At 65.2% G+C, this 16,464-nt stretch carries 17 protein-coding genes; 5 read left to right on the forward strand and 12 right to left on the reverse strand.

What is annotated here, in order from left to right; all coding sequences use genetic code 11:
* Positions 1-114: 114 nt before the first annotated feature.
* Complete coding sequence (locus LWC34_RS52385; RefSeq protein ID WP_308200288.1) at positions 115-1,809, forward strand: serine/threonine-protein kinase; 1,695 nt, start codon at positions 115-117, stop codon at positions 1,807-1,809.
* On the opposite strand, the gene LWC34_RS52390 is transcribed toward LWC34_RS52385, so the two are convergent.
* From LWC34_RS52390 to LWC34_RS52400, 3 genes are all read right to left on the reverse strand, one after another.
* The gene (locus LWC34_RS52390) at positions 1,785-2,651 is read right to left on the reverse strand and encodes a PfkB family carbohydrate kinase (protein WP_233733817.1); all 867 of its coding nucleotides are present in this window, start codon (positions 2,649-2,651) and stop codon (positions 1,785-1,787) included. The genes LWC34_RS52385 and LWC34_RS52390 overlap by 25 nt on opposite strands.
* Complete coding sequence (locus LWC34_RS52395; protein WP_233733819.1) at positions 2,648-3,637, reverse strand: ADP-ribosylglycohydrolase family protein; 990 nt, start codon at positions 3,635-3,637, stop codon at positions 2,648-2,650. Before LWC34_RS52395 ends, LWC34_RS52390 begins: the two co-directional genes overlap by 4 nt.
* A 227-nt stretch (positions 3,638-3,864) precedes the next feature.
* The gene (locus LWC34_RS52400) at positions 3,865-4,716 is read right to left on the reverse strand and encodes a hypothetical protein (RefSeq protein ID WP_233733821.1); all 852 of its coding nucleotides are present in this window, start codon (positions 4,714-4,716) and stop codon (positions 3,865-3,867) included.
* Positions 4,717-4,910: 194 nt separating this feature from the next.
* Between LWC34_RS52400 and LWC34_RS52405 the strand changes: the two genes are divergently transcribed.
* A complete protein-coding gene (locus LWC34_RS52405) occupies positions 4,911-5,900 on the forward strand; it encodes an FAD-dependent oxidoreductase (RefSeq protein WP_233733823.1) in 990 nt (329 codons plus the stop codon).
* Between the two features lie 192 nt (positions 5,901-6,092).
* Here LWC34_RS52405 and LWC34_RS52410 read toward each other — a convergent pair whose 3' ends face one another.
* The 3 genes from LWC34_RS52410 to LWC34_RS52420 all read right to left on the reverse strand — a co-directional run bounded on the left by LWC34_RS52410 (position 6,093) and on the right by LWC34_RS52420 (position 10,186).
* Positions 6,093-7,481 carry an IS1380 family transposase gene (locus LWC34_RS52410; RefSeq protein WP_233726051.1) on the reverse strand — a complete coding sequence of 463 codons (1,389 nt, stop codon included), beginning with the start codon at positions 7,479-7,481 and terminating at the stop codon, positions 6,093-6,095.
* Positions 7,482-7,603: 122 nt separating this feature from the next.
* Positions 7,604-9,337 (reverse strand): arginine--tRNA ligase, encoded by a 1,734-nt coding sequence (argS, locus tag LWC34_RS52415; RefSeq protein WP_233733824.1) that lies wholly within the window; start codon positions 9,335-9,337, stop codon positions 7,604-7,606.
* Between the two features lie 33 nt (positions 9,338-9,370).
* The gene (locus LWC34_RS52420) at positions 9,371-10,186 is read right to left on the reverse strand and encodes a PaaX family transcriptional regulator (protein WP_284051986.1); all 816 of its coding nucleotides are present in this window, start codon (positions 10,184-10,186) and stop codon (positions 9,371-9,373) included.
* Between the two features lie 127 nt (positions 10,187-10,313).
* On the opposite strand from LWC34_RS52420, the gene LWC34_RS52425 reads away from it, so the two are divergent.
* Entirely contained in the window at positions 10,314-11,216 is a 903-nt protein-coding gene (locus tag LWC34_RS52425) for a M23 family metallopeptidase (protein ID WP_233733825.1), read from the forward strand.
* A gap of 83 nt (positions 11,217-11,299) precedes the next feature.
* Here LWC34_RS52425 and LWC34_RS52430 read toward each other — a convergent pair whose 3' ends face one another.
* On the reverse strand, positions 11,300-11,998 hold the full coding sequence (locus LWC34_RS52430) for a DUF998 domain-containing protein (RefSeq protein ID WP_233733826.1): 699 nt from the start codon (positions 11,996-11,998) through the stop codon (positions 11,300-11,302).
* 114 nt (positions 11,999-12,112) lie between these two features.
* Between LWC34_RS52430 and LWC34_RS52435 the strand changes: the two genes are divergently transcribed.
* Together LWC34_RS52435 and LWC34_RS52440 are read left to right on the forward strand one after the other, a co-directional pair.
* A complete protein-coding gene (locus LWC34_RS52435; RefSeq protein WP_233733827.1) occupies positions 12,113-12,469 on the forward strand; it encodes a hypothetical protein in 357 nt (118 codons plus the stop codon).
* A 31-nt stretch (positions 12,470-12,500) separates the two neighbouring features.
* On the forward strand, positions 12,501-13,109 hold the full coding sequence (locus LWC34_RS52440; protein ID WP_233733828.1) for a hypothetical protein: 609 nt from the start codon (positions 12,501-12,503) through the stop codon (positions 13,107-13,109).
* Here LWC34_RS52440 and LWC34_RS52445 read toward each other — a convergent pair.
* From LWC34_RS52445 to LWC34_RS52465, 5 genes are read right to left on the reverse strand one after another with little or no spacing between them, the layout of a single operon-like run.
* Complete coding sequence (locus LWC34_RS52445) at positions 13,106-13,723, reverse strand: dihydrofolate reductase family protein (RefSeq protein ID WP_233733829.1); 618 nt, start codon at positions 13,721-13,723, stop codon at positions 13,106-13,108. The two genes, LWC34_RS52440 and LWC34_RS52445, sit on opposite strands and share 4 nt — an antisense overlap.
* A complete protein-coding gene (locus tag LWC34_RS52450) occupies positions 13,720-14,184 on the reverse strand; it encodes an SRPBCC domain-containing protein (RefSeq protein ID WP_233733830.1) in 465 nt (154 codons plus the stop codon). Before LWC34_RS52450 ends, LWC34_RS52445 begins: the two co-directional genes overlap by 4 nt.
* Entirely contained in the window at positions 14,181-14,510 is a 330-nt protein-coding gene (locus LWC34_RS52455) for an ArsR/SmtB family transcription factor (RefSeq protein WP_233733831.1), read from the reverse strand. The genes LWC34_RS52450 and LWC34_RS52455 overlap by 4 nt, the downstream gene beginning before the upstream one ends.
* A gap of 47 nt (positions 14,511-14,557) precedes the next feature.
* Positions 14,558-15,871 (reverse strand): serine/threonine-protein kinase, encoded by a 1,314-nt coding sequence (locus LWC34_RS52460; RefSeq protein WP_233733832.1) that lies wholly within the window; start codon positions 15,869-15,871, stop codon positions 14,558-14,560.
* 10 nt (positions 15,872-15,881) lie between these two features.
* Positions 15,882-16,430: a GNAT family N-acetyltransferase gene (locus LWC34_RS52465; protein ID WP_233733834.1), complete on the reverse strand. Its 549-nt coding sequence runs from the start codon at positions 16,428-16,430 to the stop codon at positions 15,882-15,884.
* Positions 16,431-16,464 lie beyond the last annotated feature (34 nt).

Consider the following 16,464-nt stretch of genomic DNA (forward strand, 5'->3'; position numbering starts at 1 on the left):
CGATTTGAGCCCCAGCAAGGCCAAGGGAACAGGGGCACGCGATACTCGTCCTGTCGGTCAGCCCGGCTACGATGCGTGGCCTGGGCTGATCACAAAGACTGGGTGGGGGTAGTCGTGAGGGTAGTCGCAGGCAGATATGCCATCCGCGACGAGCTCGGCCGCGGCGGCATGGGGGTCGTGTGGCGCGCTGACGACCAGGTGATCGGCCGTCAGGTGGCGTTGAAGGAACTTCCTCCGCCACAAGGCGTGTCCGGCAACGAGCGGTCCGTCTATCTGGAACGTGTGCTGCGCGAGGCGCGCACGGCCGGTCGTCTGAACGACCCCGCTGTGGTCACGGTGTACGACGTGGTCAGCGAGAACGGCGCCACGTTCATCGTCATGGAGCTGGTCGAAGCCCCGACCTTGGCCGACATCATCGCCGCGGAAGGCCCGATGGCAGCCGATCGCGTCGCGTCGATCGGTCGGCAAGTGCTCGGCGCGCTTGAAACGGCGCACGCGGCCGGGATCGTGCACCGGGACGTCAAGCCCAGCAACATCATGGTCATGCCGAACGACCGCGTGAAGCTCGCGGACTTCGGCATCGCCAGGGCGATGGACGACCCGAACCTGACCATGACCGGCGGCATCATGGGCTCGCCCGGTTACATGGCGCCCGAGTTGTTCTCCGGCTCCCAGCCGTCGCCCGCGTCAGACCTCTGGGCGCTGGGTGCGACGCTGTTCCACGCGGTCGAAGGGCGTTCGCCGTTCAGCCGTGAGACAACGGCAGCCACGATGCACGCGATCATGTACGACGACCCGCAGCTCACGCGCTGCCAGGGCCCGTTGTTGCAGGTCATCCTGGGTTTGTTGACGCAGTCGCCGGAGTCCCGGCTCACGGTCGCCGGCACGCGGGAGCTGCTGTCGGCGCCGGTTTCGGACAGCACGCAGGTGGTCGATAACCAGACCCAGGTTGTGGACGTACCGACCGTGCAGGTGCACGCCGTGCGTCGCGACACGCGTCCGCGCGAGCCGTGGCAGGAGGCGCACCCTGAGGACGCGCCGCTCGCCGCGCCCGCCCCGGTGAGCTGGGCGAGCGAAGACCAGTGGGGAACGCCGTCCGCGGAGAAGAAGAACGGCAACCGCAAGCGGGTCCTGCTTTTGTCCGGCGCGGGTGTGGTCGTGGTTGGCGCGCTGCTGGCGGTGTTCCTGATCTTGCCGGGTGGTGGGCAGGACAATCAGGCGTCGGGCAAGCCTGTTGCCAATGTCGGGGAAACCGAGGCACAGAGCGAGATCGCGACCCCGGTGCTGCCTTCGTCGGCGCCGCCTTCGTCCACAGTGTCCTCATCGCCGCCGCCGACCACGGTCACCGTGACCAAATCGGAGAAGCCGCCGAAACCGCAGCCTGGCCAGTCTGTCGGTGCTTCGCCGCCGCCACCCGCGGCCGACAAGCCGCAGCGCAACCTGATCCAAATCACTCGCTACAACCACCCCAAGGGCCCGCATTTCACCGCGACACCAGGTGTTCCGGCGCCCGGCGGGTTCAACCGCGAGTTCCCGATGGGCTGGTTGGTGCAGGACTCGGAACCGGGCACAAAGCGGCTGTACGCGTGCCAGCTCAAGGGTTCGGAAGACCGGATGACCTCAGTGGACCCTGGCTGCGAGGGGCACACCCAGGTCGGCGTGCTCGGCTACATCTTCACCGGCAAACCGGCAGGCGTGAACAGCCGTGGGCTTTACCGGTGCACGTACTCCGGCGGGCACTACGACTCGACGGATGCCAAGTGCGAGGGCTACAACACCGAGTTTCAGTTCGGCTTCATCCTGGTCTGAACCAGCTCGTCGACCTCGTCCCTGGTCGGCGAGGTCGCTGGGCCGTGCCGGGTGACGGCGATGGCCGCGGCGGCGTTGGCCCGTGTCGCGGCCGTGTAAATGTCGTTGCCGCGCAACAGTTCCGCTGCGAGCACGCCACAGTGCGCGTCCCCGGCGCCGTTCGTGTCCACGGCCTTTATTGGAAACCCGGGGATATGCGTGCTGTGGCCGTTGTGGACGATCGTGCAGCCGTTCGGGCCTTCTCGCCGGATAGTCGTGGATACGTCCACATCCGACAGTGTGGCGGCTTCGGTCGCGTTGCTGCTCAGAATGTCCACATGGGCCAGTACCGCGCGCCAGATCTCGGCGGGAATGTCGGCGACGAGCGGGCTCGGATCGAGCAGGACCGTCGCTTCGACGCTGGGCAGCCAGGCGAGCAGGGCGTCCACATTGTGCTGATGGGTCAGGCTGTAGCCGGTCACGTAGACGATGTCCTGTGCCGTTGTCTCGACGGGAGCGAAGTGGCCTTCGGCGCCGGGGCTCGTCACGAAGGTGCGTTCGCCGTCGCTTTCGACCAGTGCGACCGAAATCCCGGAATCCGGTTCAGTGACTGGATGAGCGACCTGGATTCCCTCGCTCGCCATCGCGGCGCGGATCAGGTCGCCATAAGGGCCTGAACCGTGGCTGCCCGCGTAAACCACCTCGGCACCCGCTCGCCGGGTCGCGGCCATGACATTGAACCCGCCGCCCGCGGTCTGCAGGAAGTCGGAAGCCAGAACGTCTCCGCCGCGCGGTGGCATCTTGTCGAGCCGCAGGACGAGGTCGACAACGACCTGTCCGGTGTGGACCAACCGGCCCGTCATCGCAGTTTCAGTAGATCGTCGACCAGAGGTTCGAGTTCGAGCTGGTTCACGTCCCGAACCTTAGCGACGAGGTCGGCTGGCAGACCCGCAAGGCCGTGCTGTGCGCCAAGAATCGCGCCGACCATCGCCGCGACAGTGTCGGTGTCTCCACCGATCTCCGAAGCCAGGGTCAAGGCGTCGACCGGGTCGTCGCCAAGCGCCTCAGCCAACGCGATCGCCGCGACCACGGACTCCTGTGCTGCCACAGAAGTCCCGATCACCTCGGCGACCGCGTTGGCCAACGCGTCGCGGCTCATGCCGCGTACCCAGGTGCGGGCCCAGCGGATCCGGGGGGAGATCTCGCCGCCTGGCACCCAATGGCTCCGAGCAGCGCCGTTGCCGGCGGCGCGCTCGGCTTCGTCCAGCGCGGCACCGAGATCGGCGCCGTCGATGGCGGAGGAGACCGCGGCCGCGATGGCGGAGGCGGCCGCGATCCCCAGACTGGTGTTGTGGGTGACCATGCTGGTCTGCGTGACCGCGTCGAGCAGACCGTCACCCACTGGATAGGCGATGCCGACCGGAGTCACCCGCATCGCCGCCCCGTTGGTTGTTCCGGTGACGCCGGCCTGTTGGGGGTCCAGGCCGGCGTCGAGCAGCTCGAGCGCGCGCTTCGTCGACGGGCCAAGCAGGTCAAGGGAGCCGCGGGCGATCATGTCGGCTTCCCACGCCCGCAACGCGTCGGCGAACGCCTGCGGGTCGACCTGCCCATCACCGGCGATGAGCAGCTGCGCTACGAGCACAGCCTGTTCGGTGTCATCCGTGATCGACCCGGCGGGCATCCCGGGCGCGATCGGCTGGTCGGGGGCTGCGTCGACCAACCCGAGGATGGAGCCATAGCGTTGCTTGATCTGGGTGCGGGACATCGACTGCGTCGGCATCCCGAGGGCATCACCCAGTGCAAGGCCGTAGAACGCGCCCAGCGCCCTGGCTCGCACCTGTTCAGGCATGTGCAATGACTACCGCACGGGCATGGTCAGGTCAAGAGCGCGATTGTGTGAAAGTTGTGCTGGGTGTTGGGCGAAAAGCCCAGGTAGGAGACTTTCATGCCGGTGCGGCCGACTTGAGGTTGTGTCGATAGTGGTCGTAGATCATGGCCGTTTGCCGTGTCGATGGCTTGTTGGCCGAGGTGGGGTGCGCACCTGTCCAATTCGGGTTTGTCGGAACTGGTCGTGGATCACCGGGGCATTTCGGACTGATCGATCAGCTGGGTGTCCGGCGGCACGGCGACCGAGACCGGTTTGCCGTAGTTCGCGACCTTCAGGTCCAGCTTCGTCGGCACACCATCCGATGGCAGCCGCACCCCGCTCATCGTCATGATCTGCTCCATCAGGTCCGTCGCGTCCAGCTCCATGCTCTCGATCCGGCCTTCGCTGTCGACGACGACCTCGACGGTCGCATTGCCCTGCAGCATGTCGACGTCCAGTTCGCCGTTCGCGAACCTGCGCGCCGCGGCCACACCCAATACCGACACTGCCTTGCGTGCGGGCACTGTCAGCTCATAGGTCGAGCCCGATCGGGTCACGTTCGCGTTCGCCGAGTCGACGAGAGCGAGCAGACGTGACGGAGACCGCGTCTCGCCCGCGATCTGCACGCCCTGAGCCTCCAACATGGACTCGGCGCTGGCCAGCGGGAACGGCAACCACCGGCCGCGCAGGTGCTGCGGCCACCCAGGCATGGTCATGTACAGCGTGATGCCGACTCGCAGCACCTCGGCTCGTAGATCCTTGCCCGCGACCGAACTGTCTGCGGTCATCATCGTCAGCAGGGATGGCGGGTCCGCGGTGTGGTTCGAGACTGCTCGGTAGGCGTTAGCCGGCCCGTTGACATCGGCGCGCGTCGTCCAGGTGAGTGAGCCTTCGTCGCCGATCTGCATCACCTGGGTTTCGATGTGCTCCGCGGTGGTGGCCATGGTCTTGGTGACCGCGGTCTTGACCTCGTCGAGCTTCGCGGGATCGCCCGAACACGCGCTCGTGGCGAGCAGGCTCGCGGTCAACGCGAGGCCGAATCTGGCAGGGATCGATGTCACTGGTGGTTTCCCCCTTTAGATGACAAGAGCGCTGAACACTACACCCGTGTTCAAACCGGTCGAAAAGGTTATTGCGCAATGGTTTCCGGCACTGCTGCGATCGGGCTAACACGTTGTGGCGAATTGCCGCCGGATGACCGATCGCCTGGATGTACCGCCGGTAGTCTCGAAGGCGGATCGAGGTGGGAGGAACCGTGCCGGAAATCGGATCCCTGTCAGTTGCCATCGTCGGCGGAGGTCCCATCGGGAAGTGGACCGCGCTAATGCTTGCCAAGGCTGGCGCGAGCGTCACCATCTTTGACGATGGTTCACTGAATACCGGTCATGTCAATGCGGGCTGGGGATTCGCCTATCACTCGCACGATCCCGCCGTCGGGCATCTCGCCACCCAGGGAATCGAACTTTACCTCCGGATGCAGGACGAAGTTCTGCCGCCCGGTGTCGTCACCGAGGAATGGTCGACCGTGCAGCGATCAGCTACGGCGGCACCGTTCCCGGAAGGGCTCGACGAGCTTGAGGGATACCGGCTGCTCGACCCTGCTGACTTGGCCGTGAACATGGTCGAAGGCGTTGTCGTGCATTCGGTCGTGGTCCCTGGCGAATTGCTTCTCGGAGCCTTGGACGAACTCCATAAGGACCTTGGCGTCAAACTCATCCGTGAGCACGTGGCGAATCCGGCGGACATTCCCGACGCGGACTTCGTCGTCAACGCGACCGGGTTGGCAAGCGCTTGGCTGTACAACGACCGGGAGTTCACGCCGTCGATGGGAACTGTGGTCAGGCTACGGAAACCGGAAGGCTTCAGCGGTGTCTACGCCTGGGACGACGCGACAAACTGCGCGCCCTACGCCATCTCGCAGGAAGCGACGGGAAACGTGGTCATCGGCGGCACCACGAAACCGGTCACGATCGAGGAAGCCCGTGACTGGGTCGAAGCCGGTTCTCCGCCCGATTTGGCCACCGGCGAGTTTCTCGTCGACCACATTTCCACGTACCTGCCCGAACTGGCCAATACCGAATACGTCCGCACGGACACAGGCATCCGGCCTGAGCGAAGCGACATTCTCCTCGCCAAGGACCAGAACGACCACAGGCTCATTCACGCCACGGGCTTTGGCGGCTTCGGTGTCACGGTCGCGCCCGCGGTAGCCACACGGATCCTGGACATAGTCGTGAGTGGTTAGACGAGTTAGAACCGGCCTAACCACTCACGACAGACTCTAGCCTCGGTCTTTCGCGCGATATCCTGTTGATCTTGCCGGTGGTTTTGTTGATCTTGTGTTGGGCGGTTCGACAAACGGGCGTGGTTGGCTCGCCGACCTGCTCATGTCGGCTGCTCCGGGGTCTTTCGGGTGGTAGGGACAGAAGGCTTGGGGTCAGGTGAACGCGGCGCGGATCGTCAACCAGCCCGTGGCGACAGCCTTGGCGTACTTACAGGTTTCGTCGATGCGGACACGGACTTGCCGTGCACCGCGTGTCATGCGGGCGCCTACGTGTAGCACCAGATTTCGGAACGTGGCGATTTCGGCGTGAGCCAGCGTGGGCGTGCTGGTGAAACCCAGTACTTTCGCCCAGCACACCAGATCGGTAGCCGATAGCAGTGTGTGCAGCCAGGCGGTGTTCTCCGCGAACCCGCGACAGGGCAGATTCCGCAGGCCGCTGGCCTTGGCTTCCCGGATCCGGTCTTCGACCCGGGCGTGCTGGCGGTGGTGCAGTTCCAGCCCTGCGGTCTGGCCGGGAATCATTCGGTCGGGGATGTCGGTGATCAACGCGGTGATCCGATGCCCATCCACATCGGTGAATCGCAACTGGGCACCAGGATGAGGGCGTTCAGCACGCACGATGACCGTCGCACCCTCCGGCCAGGCCGACAGATCCAGCATCCCGGTGACATCCGCGACCCAGGCACCGTCACGGATCCCGCCATCGCGCTGGATGGCCGCTTCCCAAGCCCGGTCGGGAATCTGATCAACCACGGCCTGGATGCGGGCATCCACCGGGAACCCGAAGGAAAACCACACTCCCTTCGTCCGACACGCCTTCGCGAACGCATGCGTTGCACCGGCGGAGTCCGAGCGGGCCACCACCCGCACCGAGTCCGGATCACCTGCACGCGGCCGAGCACGGGCAGGTAACGCGGCCAACGCCTGCTCCAGCACCGCAACGTGATCCGCGGCCGTGTTGGAGCCCGCGTTCCCCGGACGCAGCAGACCGGCCAGCGCTTCGCCACCCGAGACCTCCGGGCGGTCCAGAAACGCCAGCAACGGATGAAAACCAAACGTCCGTTTCCACGTCTTCGCCGCGTTCTCCTTGTCCTCCGAATGGGAAATCGTGACCGTGGCATCGAAATCGATGTCCAACAGATCGCTCAAGTCCGGGCCGGCACCCGCGGCCCACGCCCGCTCTCGCGCCGCCGCCCGCGCCGCGAGCACCCCTGGCAGATGTTCAGCGTCGACCCGGTCGAGCATCCGCCAGGTCGTCGGCATGCTGGCCACCGGCCCGCACACCTGGTGCTGGTCACCGAAGACCTCGATATGCGAGACACAGTCGGCGCCATCAGCGATGGCCACCGCCATATCGGCGAACACCTGGCCCGGTGCGTGCTGCCACGGACCGGCATAAGTATCGGCCAAGGCGGCGGTCACACCCTCGACCAAGCCGCTGTCCTGAGCCAACTCCCGTAACATTCCCACCCCGGCATGCGACACGACCCCAACACCGTCCGCGCTGACCTTGACCCGCTTCGACCACTTGCTACGCTTCACCCGCAAAGTGCCTTCCCGTGAGGACCACTACAGACCTAGACAATCCGTAGTTTCCCTTACAGGACAGGCACTTTCGCGCATTCAAGGACACGATCTGCGTCACACCACATGAAAGACCTGGGCTAGAGCCTGGTGGGAGCTTCGATCCCCAGGAGATCCAAGCCCAGCGTGAGCACCTTGGATGTCAAGGCGCACAACACCAACCGGGACGCACGTAGCTCCTCGGACTCGGCCTTGAGCACGGGACACTTCTCGAAGAACGCGGTGAACGTTGTCGAGGTCTCGTACAGGTAGGTCGCCAGTTTGTGCGGGGTGTAGCCGTCGATCGCGGCCTGGATCGCGGCTGGCAGCTGTAGCAGTTGCACCGCGAGGTCGCGTTCGGCTTGCTCGGCCAGGATCACCTTCGTGCCCGGTTCGACTGTCTGGCCGGACTTGCGGATGATCGAAAGGTTCCGCGCGTTGGCGTACTGCAGGTACGCGGCCGTGTTGCCGTCCGTTGCCAGCATCCGCTCCCACGAGAAGGTGTAGTCCTTCTCCCGGTCGTTGGACAGGTCGGCGTACTTGATCGCGCCGATGCCGACCGCGTGGGCGACTTTGGCCTGGTCGGCCTCGTCGAGCTCGCTGCGCGACCGGACCAGTTCGGCGGCCTTGTGGATGGCCTCGTCCAGCAGGTCGCTCAGCTTGATCGAGCCGCCTGCCCTTGTCCGGAACATCTTGCCGTCCTCGCCGAGGATCGACCCGAAGTTCACGTGCACAGCGGTGTGTTCGGCGCCGAGCCAGCCCGCGTCCCGCGATGCCGCGAAGACCATCGCGAAGTGCTGGGACTGCGGCGTGCCCACGACGTAGACGAGATCCGTGGCGCCGCGCTCACCGGTCCAGTACCGCACAGTCGCGAGGTCGGTGCTCATGTAGCCGTAGCCGCCGTCGCTCTTGCGCACGATCAACGGCAGCGGATCGCCTTCACGGTTGACGAAACCCTTGGGGAAGACGCAAACCGCGCCGTCGCTGATCTCGGTCAGGCCCTTTTTCTCGAGCTCGTCGACGGTGTCGGCAAGGAACGGGTTGTAGAAGCTCTCGCCGTAGTTGTCCTCAGGCGTCAGGCCGATGCCCATCGTCTGATAGACCTTCATGAAGTGCCGCATGGACTCGTTCACGAGCTCATGCCACAGCCGCAAGGTCTCCTCGTCGCCGCCCTGCAGCTCCACCACGCGCAGCCGGGCCCGCTCGGCGAAGTCCGGGTCGGCGTCGAACTTCTTGCGCGCTTCCTGGTAGAAGGTGTTCAGGTCGCTGATCGAGTGCTCAGCGCTGAAGCCCTCGTCGATCAGGTGCTCGATCAGCATCCCGAACGGCGTTCCCCAGTCACCGAGGTGGTTGTGCGGGATGACCTCGTCGCCGTTGAACCGCAGCAGCCGCACGAGCGCGTCACCGATGATCGTCGACCGCACGTGACCGACGTGCATCTCCTTGGCCACGTTCGGGCTGGAGTAGTCGATCGCGATCCGCCGTGGCGTGTCGGTCGCTTTGACGCCAAGCCTCGGGTCGCTGAACAGGCCTTCCATCTGGGTGGTGAGCCAGGTGTCGGTCAGCGTCAGGTTGATGAAACCGGGACCGGCGATCTCCGGTTCGACGATCAGGTCGGTGCCGTCCAATGCTTGAACGATCGCGGCGGCGACCTCCCTCGGCGGCCTGCCGAGTTTCTTGGCAAGGCCCATGGCGGCGTTGCACTGGTAGTCCGCGCCCGGTCGGCTTGACGGGCGGATCAGCGCCTCCGCCAGCGTGATGTCCAGGTCAAGCGACGACTTCACCGCGGCGGCGACCCGCGCGGCCAATTCCAGTCCAACGTCTCCGTGTAGCACCTATCCAGTATCCCAAATGGCGCCAACCGAGTATCAGCCGAGCTTGTCCCAATGCTCCTGCGCGGCCGGGCGCCATTCCTGATGCTTGCGGTGGAACACTTGCGCGGCGTGCGCGCCACGCCAGTTCGCCGGCAGCAAGTCGGCTGGCAACTGCGGGTCGAGGAAGGGGAAGCGGCGCCATTCGTGCACCAGCATTGTCTGCGCGTGCAAGGTGGACGGGCCGTCCTCCGGGTCGAGCGCGCCGAACTCGTCGATGAACTCCTCGTACCGGCGCTCCACTTCGGACAGATCCCACGCGCGGGCGACCATCGAGCCCACTTCGCCGACCGAGCCGTACTCGGCGACGAACGACATGGCGCCACGGGTGAGTTCAAGGCCGGTGAGGATGCCTTTGGCCTCTTCCTGCCTGCTCGCGTCCGGGCAGATCCACACGCCTGCTTCCGGCGAGCCGAACCCTGCCCACGTCAACCGGGTCCGCAGCCGGTGCCGCAGGTCGCGTTTAGACTCAGGCACCGAGACGAGCAACACCAGCCAGCGGCCGTCCCACTGGCGTTCGACGCTGCCGAACTCGTAGATCCGCTGCGCGCCTTCGGTGAGCAGTTTGCGCCCTGGCGGGGTGAGCGACCAGCGGACCCGGCGGCCGACTCGGTCCGAGGTCAGCCAGCCTTCGGCGGCCGTGCGGGCCAGCGCCTGGCGCGCGGACTTCTCCTCGATCTCGAATTTGGCCAGTGTGTTGACAAGGACGGAAGTCCACACGGGGTTCTCGCGGGGCAGCACGTACTCACCGAGTATGGTCATCAGCAGTGAACGCGCGCTGGTGTGACTGACTTCCCTGCGCCGGGTCACCATCGGTCGGCTCATTCCCGACATAATACATGATGTGGACGTGTCGTCACGTTTTTGTAGAACTTCGGTTGTATCTAATTTATACGGGCCGCCCCGAGACTCTCGCTGAGCATCAAGCGAAGGGATCGGGATGAGACTCAGGCGGTTGATGGGGTTGGGTGTCGCGCTGCTCAGTGCGACCGGATTCATTGTCTTCGCGGGGGCGGCGGAGGCGGCCGGGCCACGGCCTGCGTTCCAGTTGCCCTTCCCGTGCAATCAGGCGTGGCACGGCAACTCCAGCAATTCCAGCGCGCACCGGGCATGGGAGATCGACTTCAACCGGGGCAGCACAGCGGACGCGGATCTGGGTGACACAGTTGTCGCCGCGGCCGCCGGCAAGGTGGTGATCTCGGCACATCAGGGTTCCGCGAACGGCTACGGAAACCTCGTCAAGATCGACCACGGCGGCGGCTGGTCGACCTACTACGCGCACCTGCGGATGCGCTCGGTGGCGCTGAACGCGCAGGTCAGCCGTGGCCAGAAGATCGGCGAAGTCGGCGACACCAGCAAGCCTGGCAACAACATCTCGCCGCATCTGCACTACGAGGTCCGCACGACTGACGCGGCATATCCGGCGAACATCCAGAAAGCGGTGTTCAACGGAACGACCTTCGGCTACCCCGACCAAACGGTGACGTCCCGCAATTGCGACGGCGGCGGATCCAACAACCCGTACGACGCGACCGAGGTTTGCGGCAGCGGATTCAATGTCGTCGACTCCGCGGTGATCGGCAGTTCGGCCGCGACGGCCTATTTGCTGTGGAACGCGGGCACATCGCAGAACTGCGTGGTGACGCTGAAGAACACCTCGGTCGGCAGTGCGACGTCGGTGTCGGCGTATTTGGAGGTCCAAGGCTCGGCCCGGCAGACCGATTCCGGAAATTTCGAGTACTACGCCGGACCGGTGAAAGCCGCCGCACCTGACAAATGCGTCAAGTGGGGCGGCTCGTCCGGATCAAGCCGCTACGACAGCCCGTTCGAGCACTGCTCGTGACGGCGCTGCAGCTTTGACGGCTTGGCCGCGCTGGTCATTTACGCACCGCAACACGCCCGACATCGCCCCAGCCATGCTGACGCTCAGCGCACAGCGGAGATGTCGGCTGCGTGGGGCGGGGTGGAAATGACCGGCTCCCGGCGGCCAAGCCCGTCCGAGCGGAGCGAGGACAATGCAACACAGGCGAGGGCTGCCACGGCCGCTACTTCGGTGATGAGCAGCCCTCGCTCGACGGCGCCGAGCGGGATCGCGACCCACCAACGAACACCGGTGGCCGGCTGGAGCATCACGGCACCGAGGATGAACGCGAACCAGCCGAGCGACAGCACGCCAAGCCACATCGGCCACGCGGCCTTCGCCTTACGGCCCACGATGATCGCGGCGATGGGTAGCGTCACGAACGCGACGACGCTGGCGTAGCGATGGATCATGCCGCCGAAGCTCGGCCCGATGGCCCCGTTGTTCTTCGGGAACGCGACGATCGCGATCAGGCACACCGCCCACAACCCGATCAGGATCGACGCGGACGAGAGGGGTTTGATGACCTGGCGGCTGACCAACGCGGCGATCACCGCGAAGGACCCGATGGCCAGTGCCATCACCCCGACATTGAACACCCATGCGTCTTCCAGTAGCGCGTACTCGCTGATAGTTCGGCGAACCGGGCTGACCTGTGACGACGGCGGCAGGACGTGCAGCAGCCCGATGGTGATGACCGAGGCCGCGACGCCGAGAAGGCCAAGGTTGCCGGTCGCTCGGGACCAAGGTGTGATCGCGGCCATGGGGACTACCTCCTGCAGGTGAGTGTGTCTGACAAATGGACCAACTTCCGAAAAATTCGCGTCGTTCCCGGCGACAGGGGTTTGACAGCTTGGGGTGCTGGGTAACCCCCGGCCATGTTTGCCGGCGCCGAGGAACGGATGCTTGGACCACTGGTCTGGGTGCACCTGGTGATGTACAGACCGGTGCTGTTGCCCGACAGGTCGGTCACGGACGTGGTTCGTGACGTCGAAGAGTTGGCCGGGCTGATGGCCGATCTCCTCGCGGTCGATTCCCCGCAACCCGCGGCGCACATCGCGGAAGCCAACCGCGTACTGGACGAATGCTGCGCGTTCGTCGAGCGCTGGACGCTGGGGCAGGAGCGTCAAGGTGCCTTCCGTGGCGACGTGCTCAGGCTGCGCATGCGCCTGGACACGATCGCGAACCGCCTGGTGCCGGACGCGGAGCTTGAGATGGCGCAAAAGGCGTCGTAATCCAGGGGTCTTGCCCTTATCGTTCCCCGGCATGGACGAGGTCTTTGCCGGGGTTCCGCGCGTCAGCGGCAAGGTTTCCGGGTGCTCGCGGTGCTATTCGGAGGCCGAGCTCGAGCTGTTCGGCGGCGATCCGGCGCTGGTGCCCGACCGTCTGGTCGTCTCGTTCGCCACTGACGCCACCGATCACTGGTCCGAGGACCAATATGGCCTGATTTGGCGTGGTCTCGCGCCCCGGATCCTGAGGCTGCTCGACCCGGATCCGGATGAGCGCGTACTGCGCGGCCTGTCCTTCGCCCGATTCTCGACATGGCCGGAGGAAGAACAGGCCGCCGTTCGCCACGAGGTGCGCGAGATCGTCACGCGTGCTTTCACCACTTGGGACCACCCGTTTCCGCTTGAAGAGCTGCTCTGCGCTGTCGCTTACGTGGACGGGGAGTTGGCGCCGTGGCTGGGCTACCTGGACACGCTGGGCGCTGACGCGGATGCCCCGATCGCGTTGCTCGCCGAGCAGTGGGCCAGCGAACTGCCCAAGGGAACGCTGTTGCAGTGGCGGTTGCACGACGAAGACTCGACGGAGCCGATCCGTGACTGGCTCTACTCGGACGCCTTGCACGACCGCCTGAAGCGCATGGGTGACTAGACGAAGGCCGCGACACCTTCGTACTTCGCGGTCGGGGCGACGCCGACGGGTTCGTAGTGCAGCAGCAGCATGCCCGTCGGTGTCACCTCGTGCTGAACGAGCGTGAGGCCCACGGGGTGGTCCAGCAAACGGCGCCCAGTCCCCAGAACTGTGGGCACGACAACGAGCCGGACCAAGTCGACAAGTCCCGCTGCCACAAGCGCATTACCCAACCGGGCGCTGCCGTGGATCTGCAGTTCACGCCCCGGCTGCGCCTTGAGTTCCCCGACGGTCTTGACCGGATCGCCGCGCAGTACGGTCGTCGGGTCCCAGTCGCCCGAGGTAAGGGTGTTGGTCACGACATACTTCGGCAACGCGTTCATCCGCTCGGTGAACGGGTCGTCGGGATCCGTTATCTGCGGCCAATCCCTGGCGAACGCCTGATAAGTCCGGCGGCCGAGCAGCAGGCCGTCCGCGAGGTCTAGCCATTCCGACGTCCGGCGCACGAACACCTCATCCAGGTACGGCACGAGCCAGCCGCCCAGGGTGAAGCCGTCGGTGGTGTCCTCGGTGGGCGAGCCGGGGCCCTGCGCCACCCCATCAAGGGTGACAAAGGATGTGAGCGTGACCTTCACTGTTCCGCCACCTCGGCCAGCTGCTTGGTCACGGTTGCCCAGCCTTCGAAAAAGCCCATTTCCTCGTGACGGGCACGCGACGCTGGATCCCCATGCCGAACAATCGCTTGATAGTCCGTGCCATCCGCGTGATCGCGAAAGATGATCTCAGCCGTGAGGGCCACGGGCTCAGGACTCACCGGCCGCCATGAGCTGTCGATCGCGTTGGTGAACACGAGCCGCTCGAACTCCTCGACCACGAGGAAACTCGCGTCCATGTGTGGCGTGAACTGCACGCCGTCCTCGCTCATCTGCGTCACGAGCCCGCCGCCGGCATGGGCTTCGAGGCGGTCGACCCGCAACACCAGTGGCGCCGGGATGAACCATTTGGCGAAGCGGGCTGGATCTGTCCACGCCGCCCAGACGGCTTTACGTGGGGCGCGGATGATGCGCGAGATCGTCAAATCAAGGTCGGGGTTCATTCGTTCTCCTCGGTGACAAGTCGTTCAAGGCGGTCGGTGCGCTCTTCCCAGACTCGGCGCTGCTCGTCGAGCCAGCCGTCGACCAGCGCGAGCCGTTCGCGGTTGAGCACGCAGGTGCGCACACGGCCGACCTTGTCCGTGCGGATCAGGTCGTTCGCCTCGAGCGTCCGGACATGCTTCATGAAGGACGGGAGAGTCATCGGAAACTCGCGGGCCAGGTCACCCACGCTCGTCGGGCCGCGGCCGAGCCGCCGGATGACGTCTCGCCTGGTCGGGTCGGCGAGGGCGATGAACACGCCGTCGAGCTCAGCCGAATACTGTGCCATGCGGCTAAGTATTAACCCGGCTCGATACTTAGCGCAAGGGCTAAGTATTAGCGAGCCGAGCAGGTCACATCGGGCTTCACCGGGTTCGGGCCGGTGGTTCCGGCGATGAAACCGAACGATGTCGACGAGTCCACGGCCTTGTTCCACTGCGCCGGAGCCACCTGGATGGCCGTGCCGGCCTGTGACAGGGTGCCGTTCCAGAGGTTGTTGATCCGTTGGCCGTTGGGCAGCGTCCAGCTGACGGTCCAACCGTCCAAACGGGCCGTCGCACGGATCGTGACGAGGGCTTCGTAGCCGTTCTGCCACGAGTTCGTGATCCGATATTCGGCTTCACATGTCGACTGTGGACGGCTGCTGGGAGTGCCAGGGGGAATCACGAGTGGCTCTGGCAATGCTTGTGGAGGCTGGCCGCGGTTGATCGCAAGGCCCACCACGAGTCCGATTGCGACAAGGAGGACGGCTGCCGCTGCCAAGAGAATGCCGCGCTTTCGAGGTTTTGGCGGCGGCAGGGCCATAGTCGCTGTCCGTGGTTGAAACTCTGGCGGTCGTTTGCCGGTCCGCAGATAGTCCTCGGCTTCACGCATGGTCGGGCGTTCGGTGGGATCCGTGCGTAACAGCCATAACAGCAACGGACTCAGGGGACCGGATTGTCGAGGTGGGACTATCTCGCCGGTGGAAACCCTGCGTAACAAGGCGATCGTGTTTTCGTCCACACCGAACGGAGGCGTGCCTTCCGTTGCGGCGTACAGAGTTGAACCAAGTGAGTACACATCGGACGGAAAGCCTGCCTTGTCGCCGCCCGCGACTTCCGGCGCCAGGAACGCCGGTGTGCCCGCGATGACGCCGACACTGGTCATCGTCGCGTCGCCGATGGCACGGGAGATCCCGAAGTCGGTGATCTTCACCGTGCCGTCCGGCGCTATCAAAACGTTGTCAGGCTTGACGTCCCGGTGCACGATGCCGACGTCGTGCGCGGCCGCCAACGCCCCGGCGATCTGGGCACCGATCCTGGCTACCTCGTCCGCGGGCAACGCGCCACGGTCGTTCAACACCGCCGACAGGCTTTCCGATGGCAGGTATTCCATGACCAGACAAGGCCTGCCGTCGTGCTCGACGACATCGTGCACCTGGATCGCGTTGGGGTGCTGGATCTTCGCGGCGAGACGGGCCTCGCGCATCACGCGCGCGTCGGCCTGTTCGCCTTCCGTGTCACCGAGAGCCGCGTCGAACGACAGGAGTTTGACCGCGACCGTCCGGTCAAGACGCTCGTCATGCGCGCGCCAGACCACCCCCATGGCCCCGCGGCCGATCTGGCCGACCAGCCGATATCGGTCGGCGACCAGGTCGTCCTTGTTCGTCACCCAGCCGATTCTACTTTTGATCGGCCCATTCCGGGGCCAGCATCGACCAGACCTGTGCGTCCTGGCGGCTCCCGCCGATCGCATACTCGGAGCGCAGCACTCCTTCGAGCGTCATGCCAAGTCGTTGTGCCACAGCGGAACTACGTTCGTTCTCCGGCGCGCACCGCCACTCGACGCGGGACATTCCGCGAACGCATACCGCCCAGTCGATCATGTGCCGCGCGGCGCGTGTGATCAAACCGCGTCCGGCGGCGTCCGGATCCAGCCATACGCCGATCTCGCAGGTGCCGTTGCGGGCGTCGAACGTGCGAAACAGTGTGCCGCCCATCAGCTTTCCGTCGATCCAGATGCCGTAGATCCGGCCTTCGTCACTGGCCAGCTTGTCGATGTAGCGCTGCAGGATCACGCGCGCGCTGTCGGTGTCCGTTATCGCGTGCGCCATGCCGACCCACGGTCCGATGTAGTCGCGGACGTGATCGATGTGCGTCGCGAACTCCTCGGCGTTCCACGGCTCCAACGCGCGTAGTTCGGCATCGTCGGTCAATCGCAACGAGAGCATCCCCAGAACCTCCGTACCAAACGTTTGTTATGTA

It is taken from the genome of Kibdelosporangium philippinense (assembly GCF_021390435.2).
GTDB lineage: Bacteria > Actinomycetota > Actinomycetes > Mycobacteriales > Pseudonocardiaceae > Kibdelosporangium > Kibdelosporangium philippinense.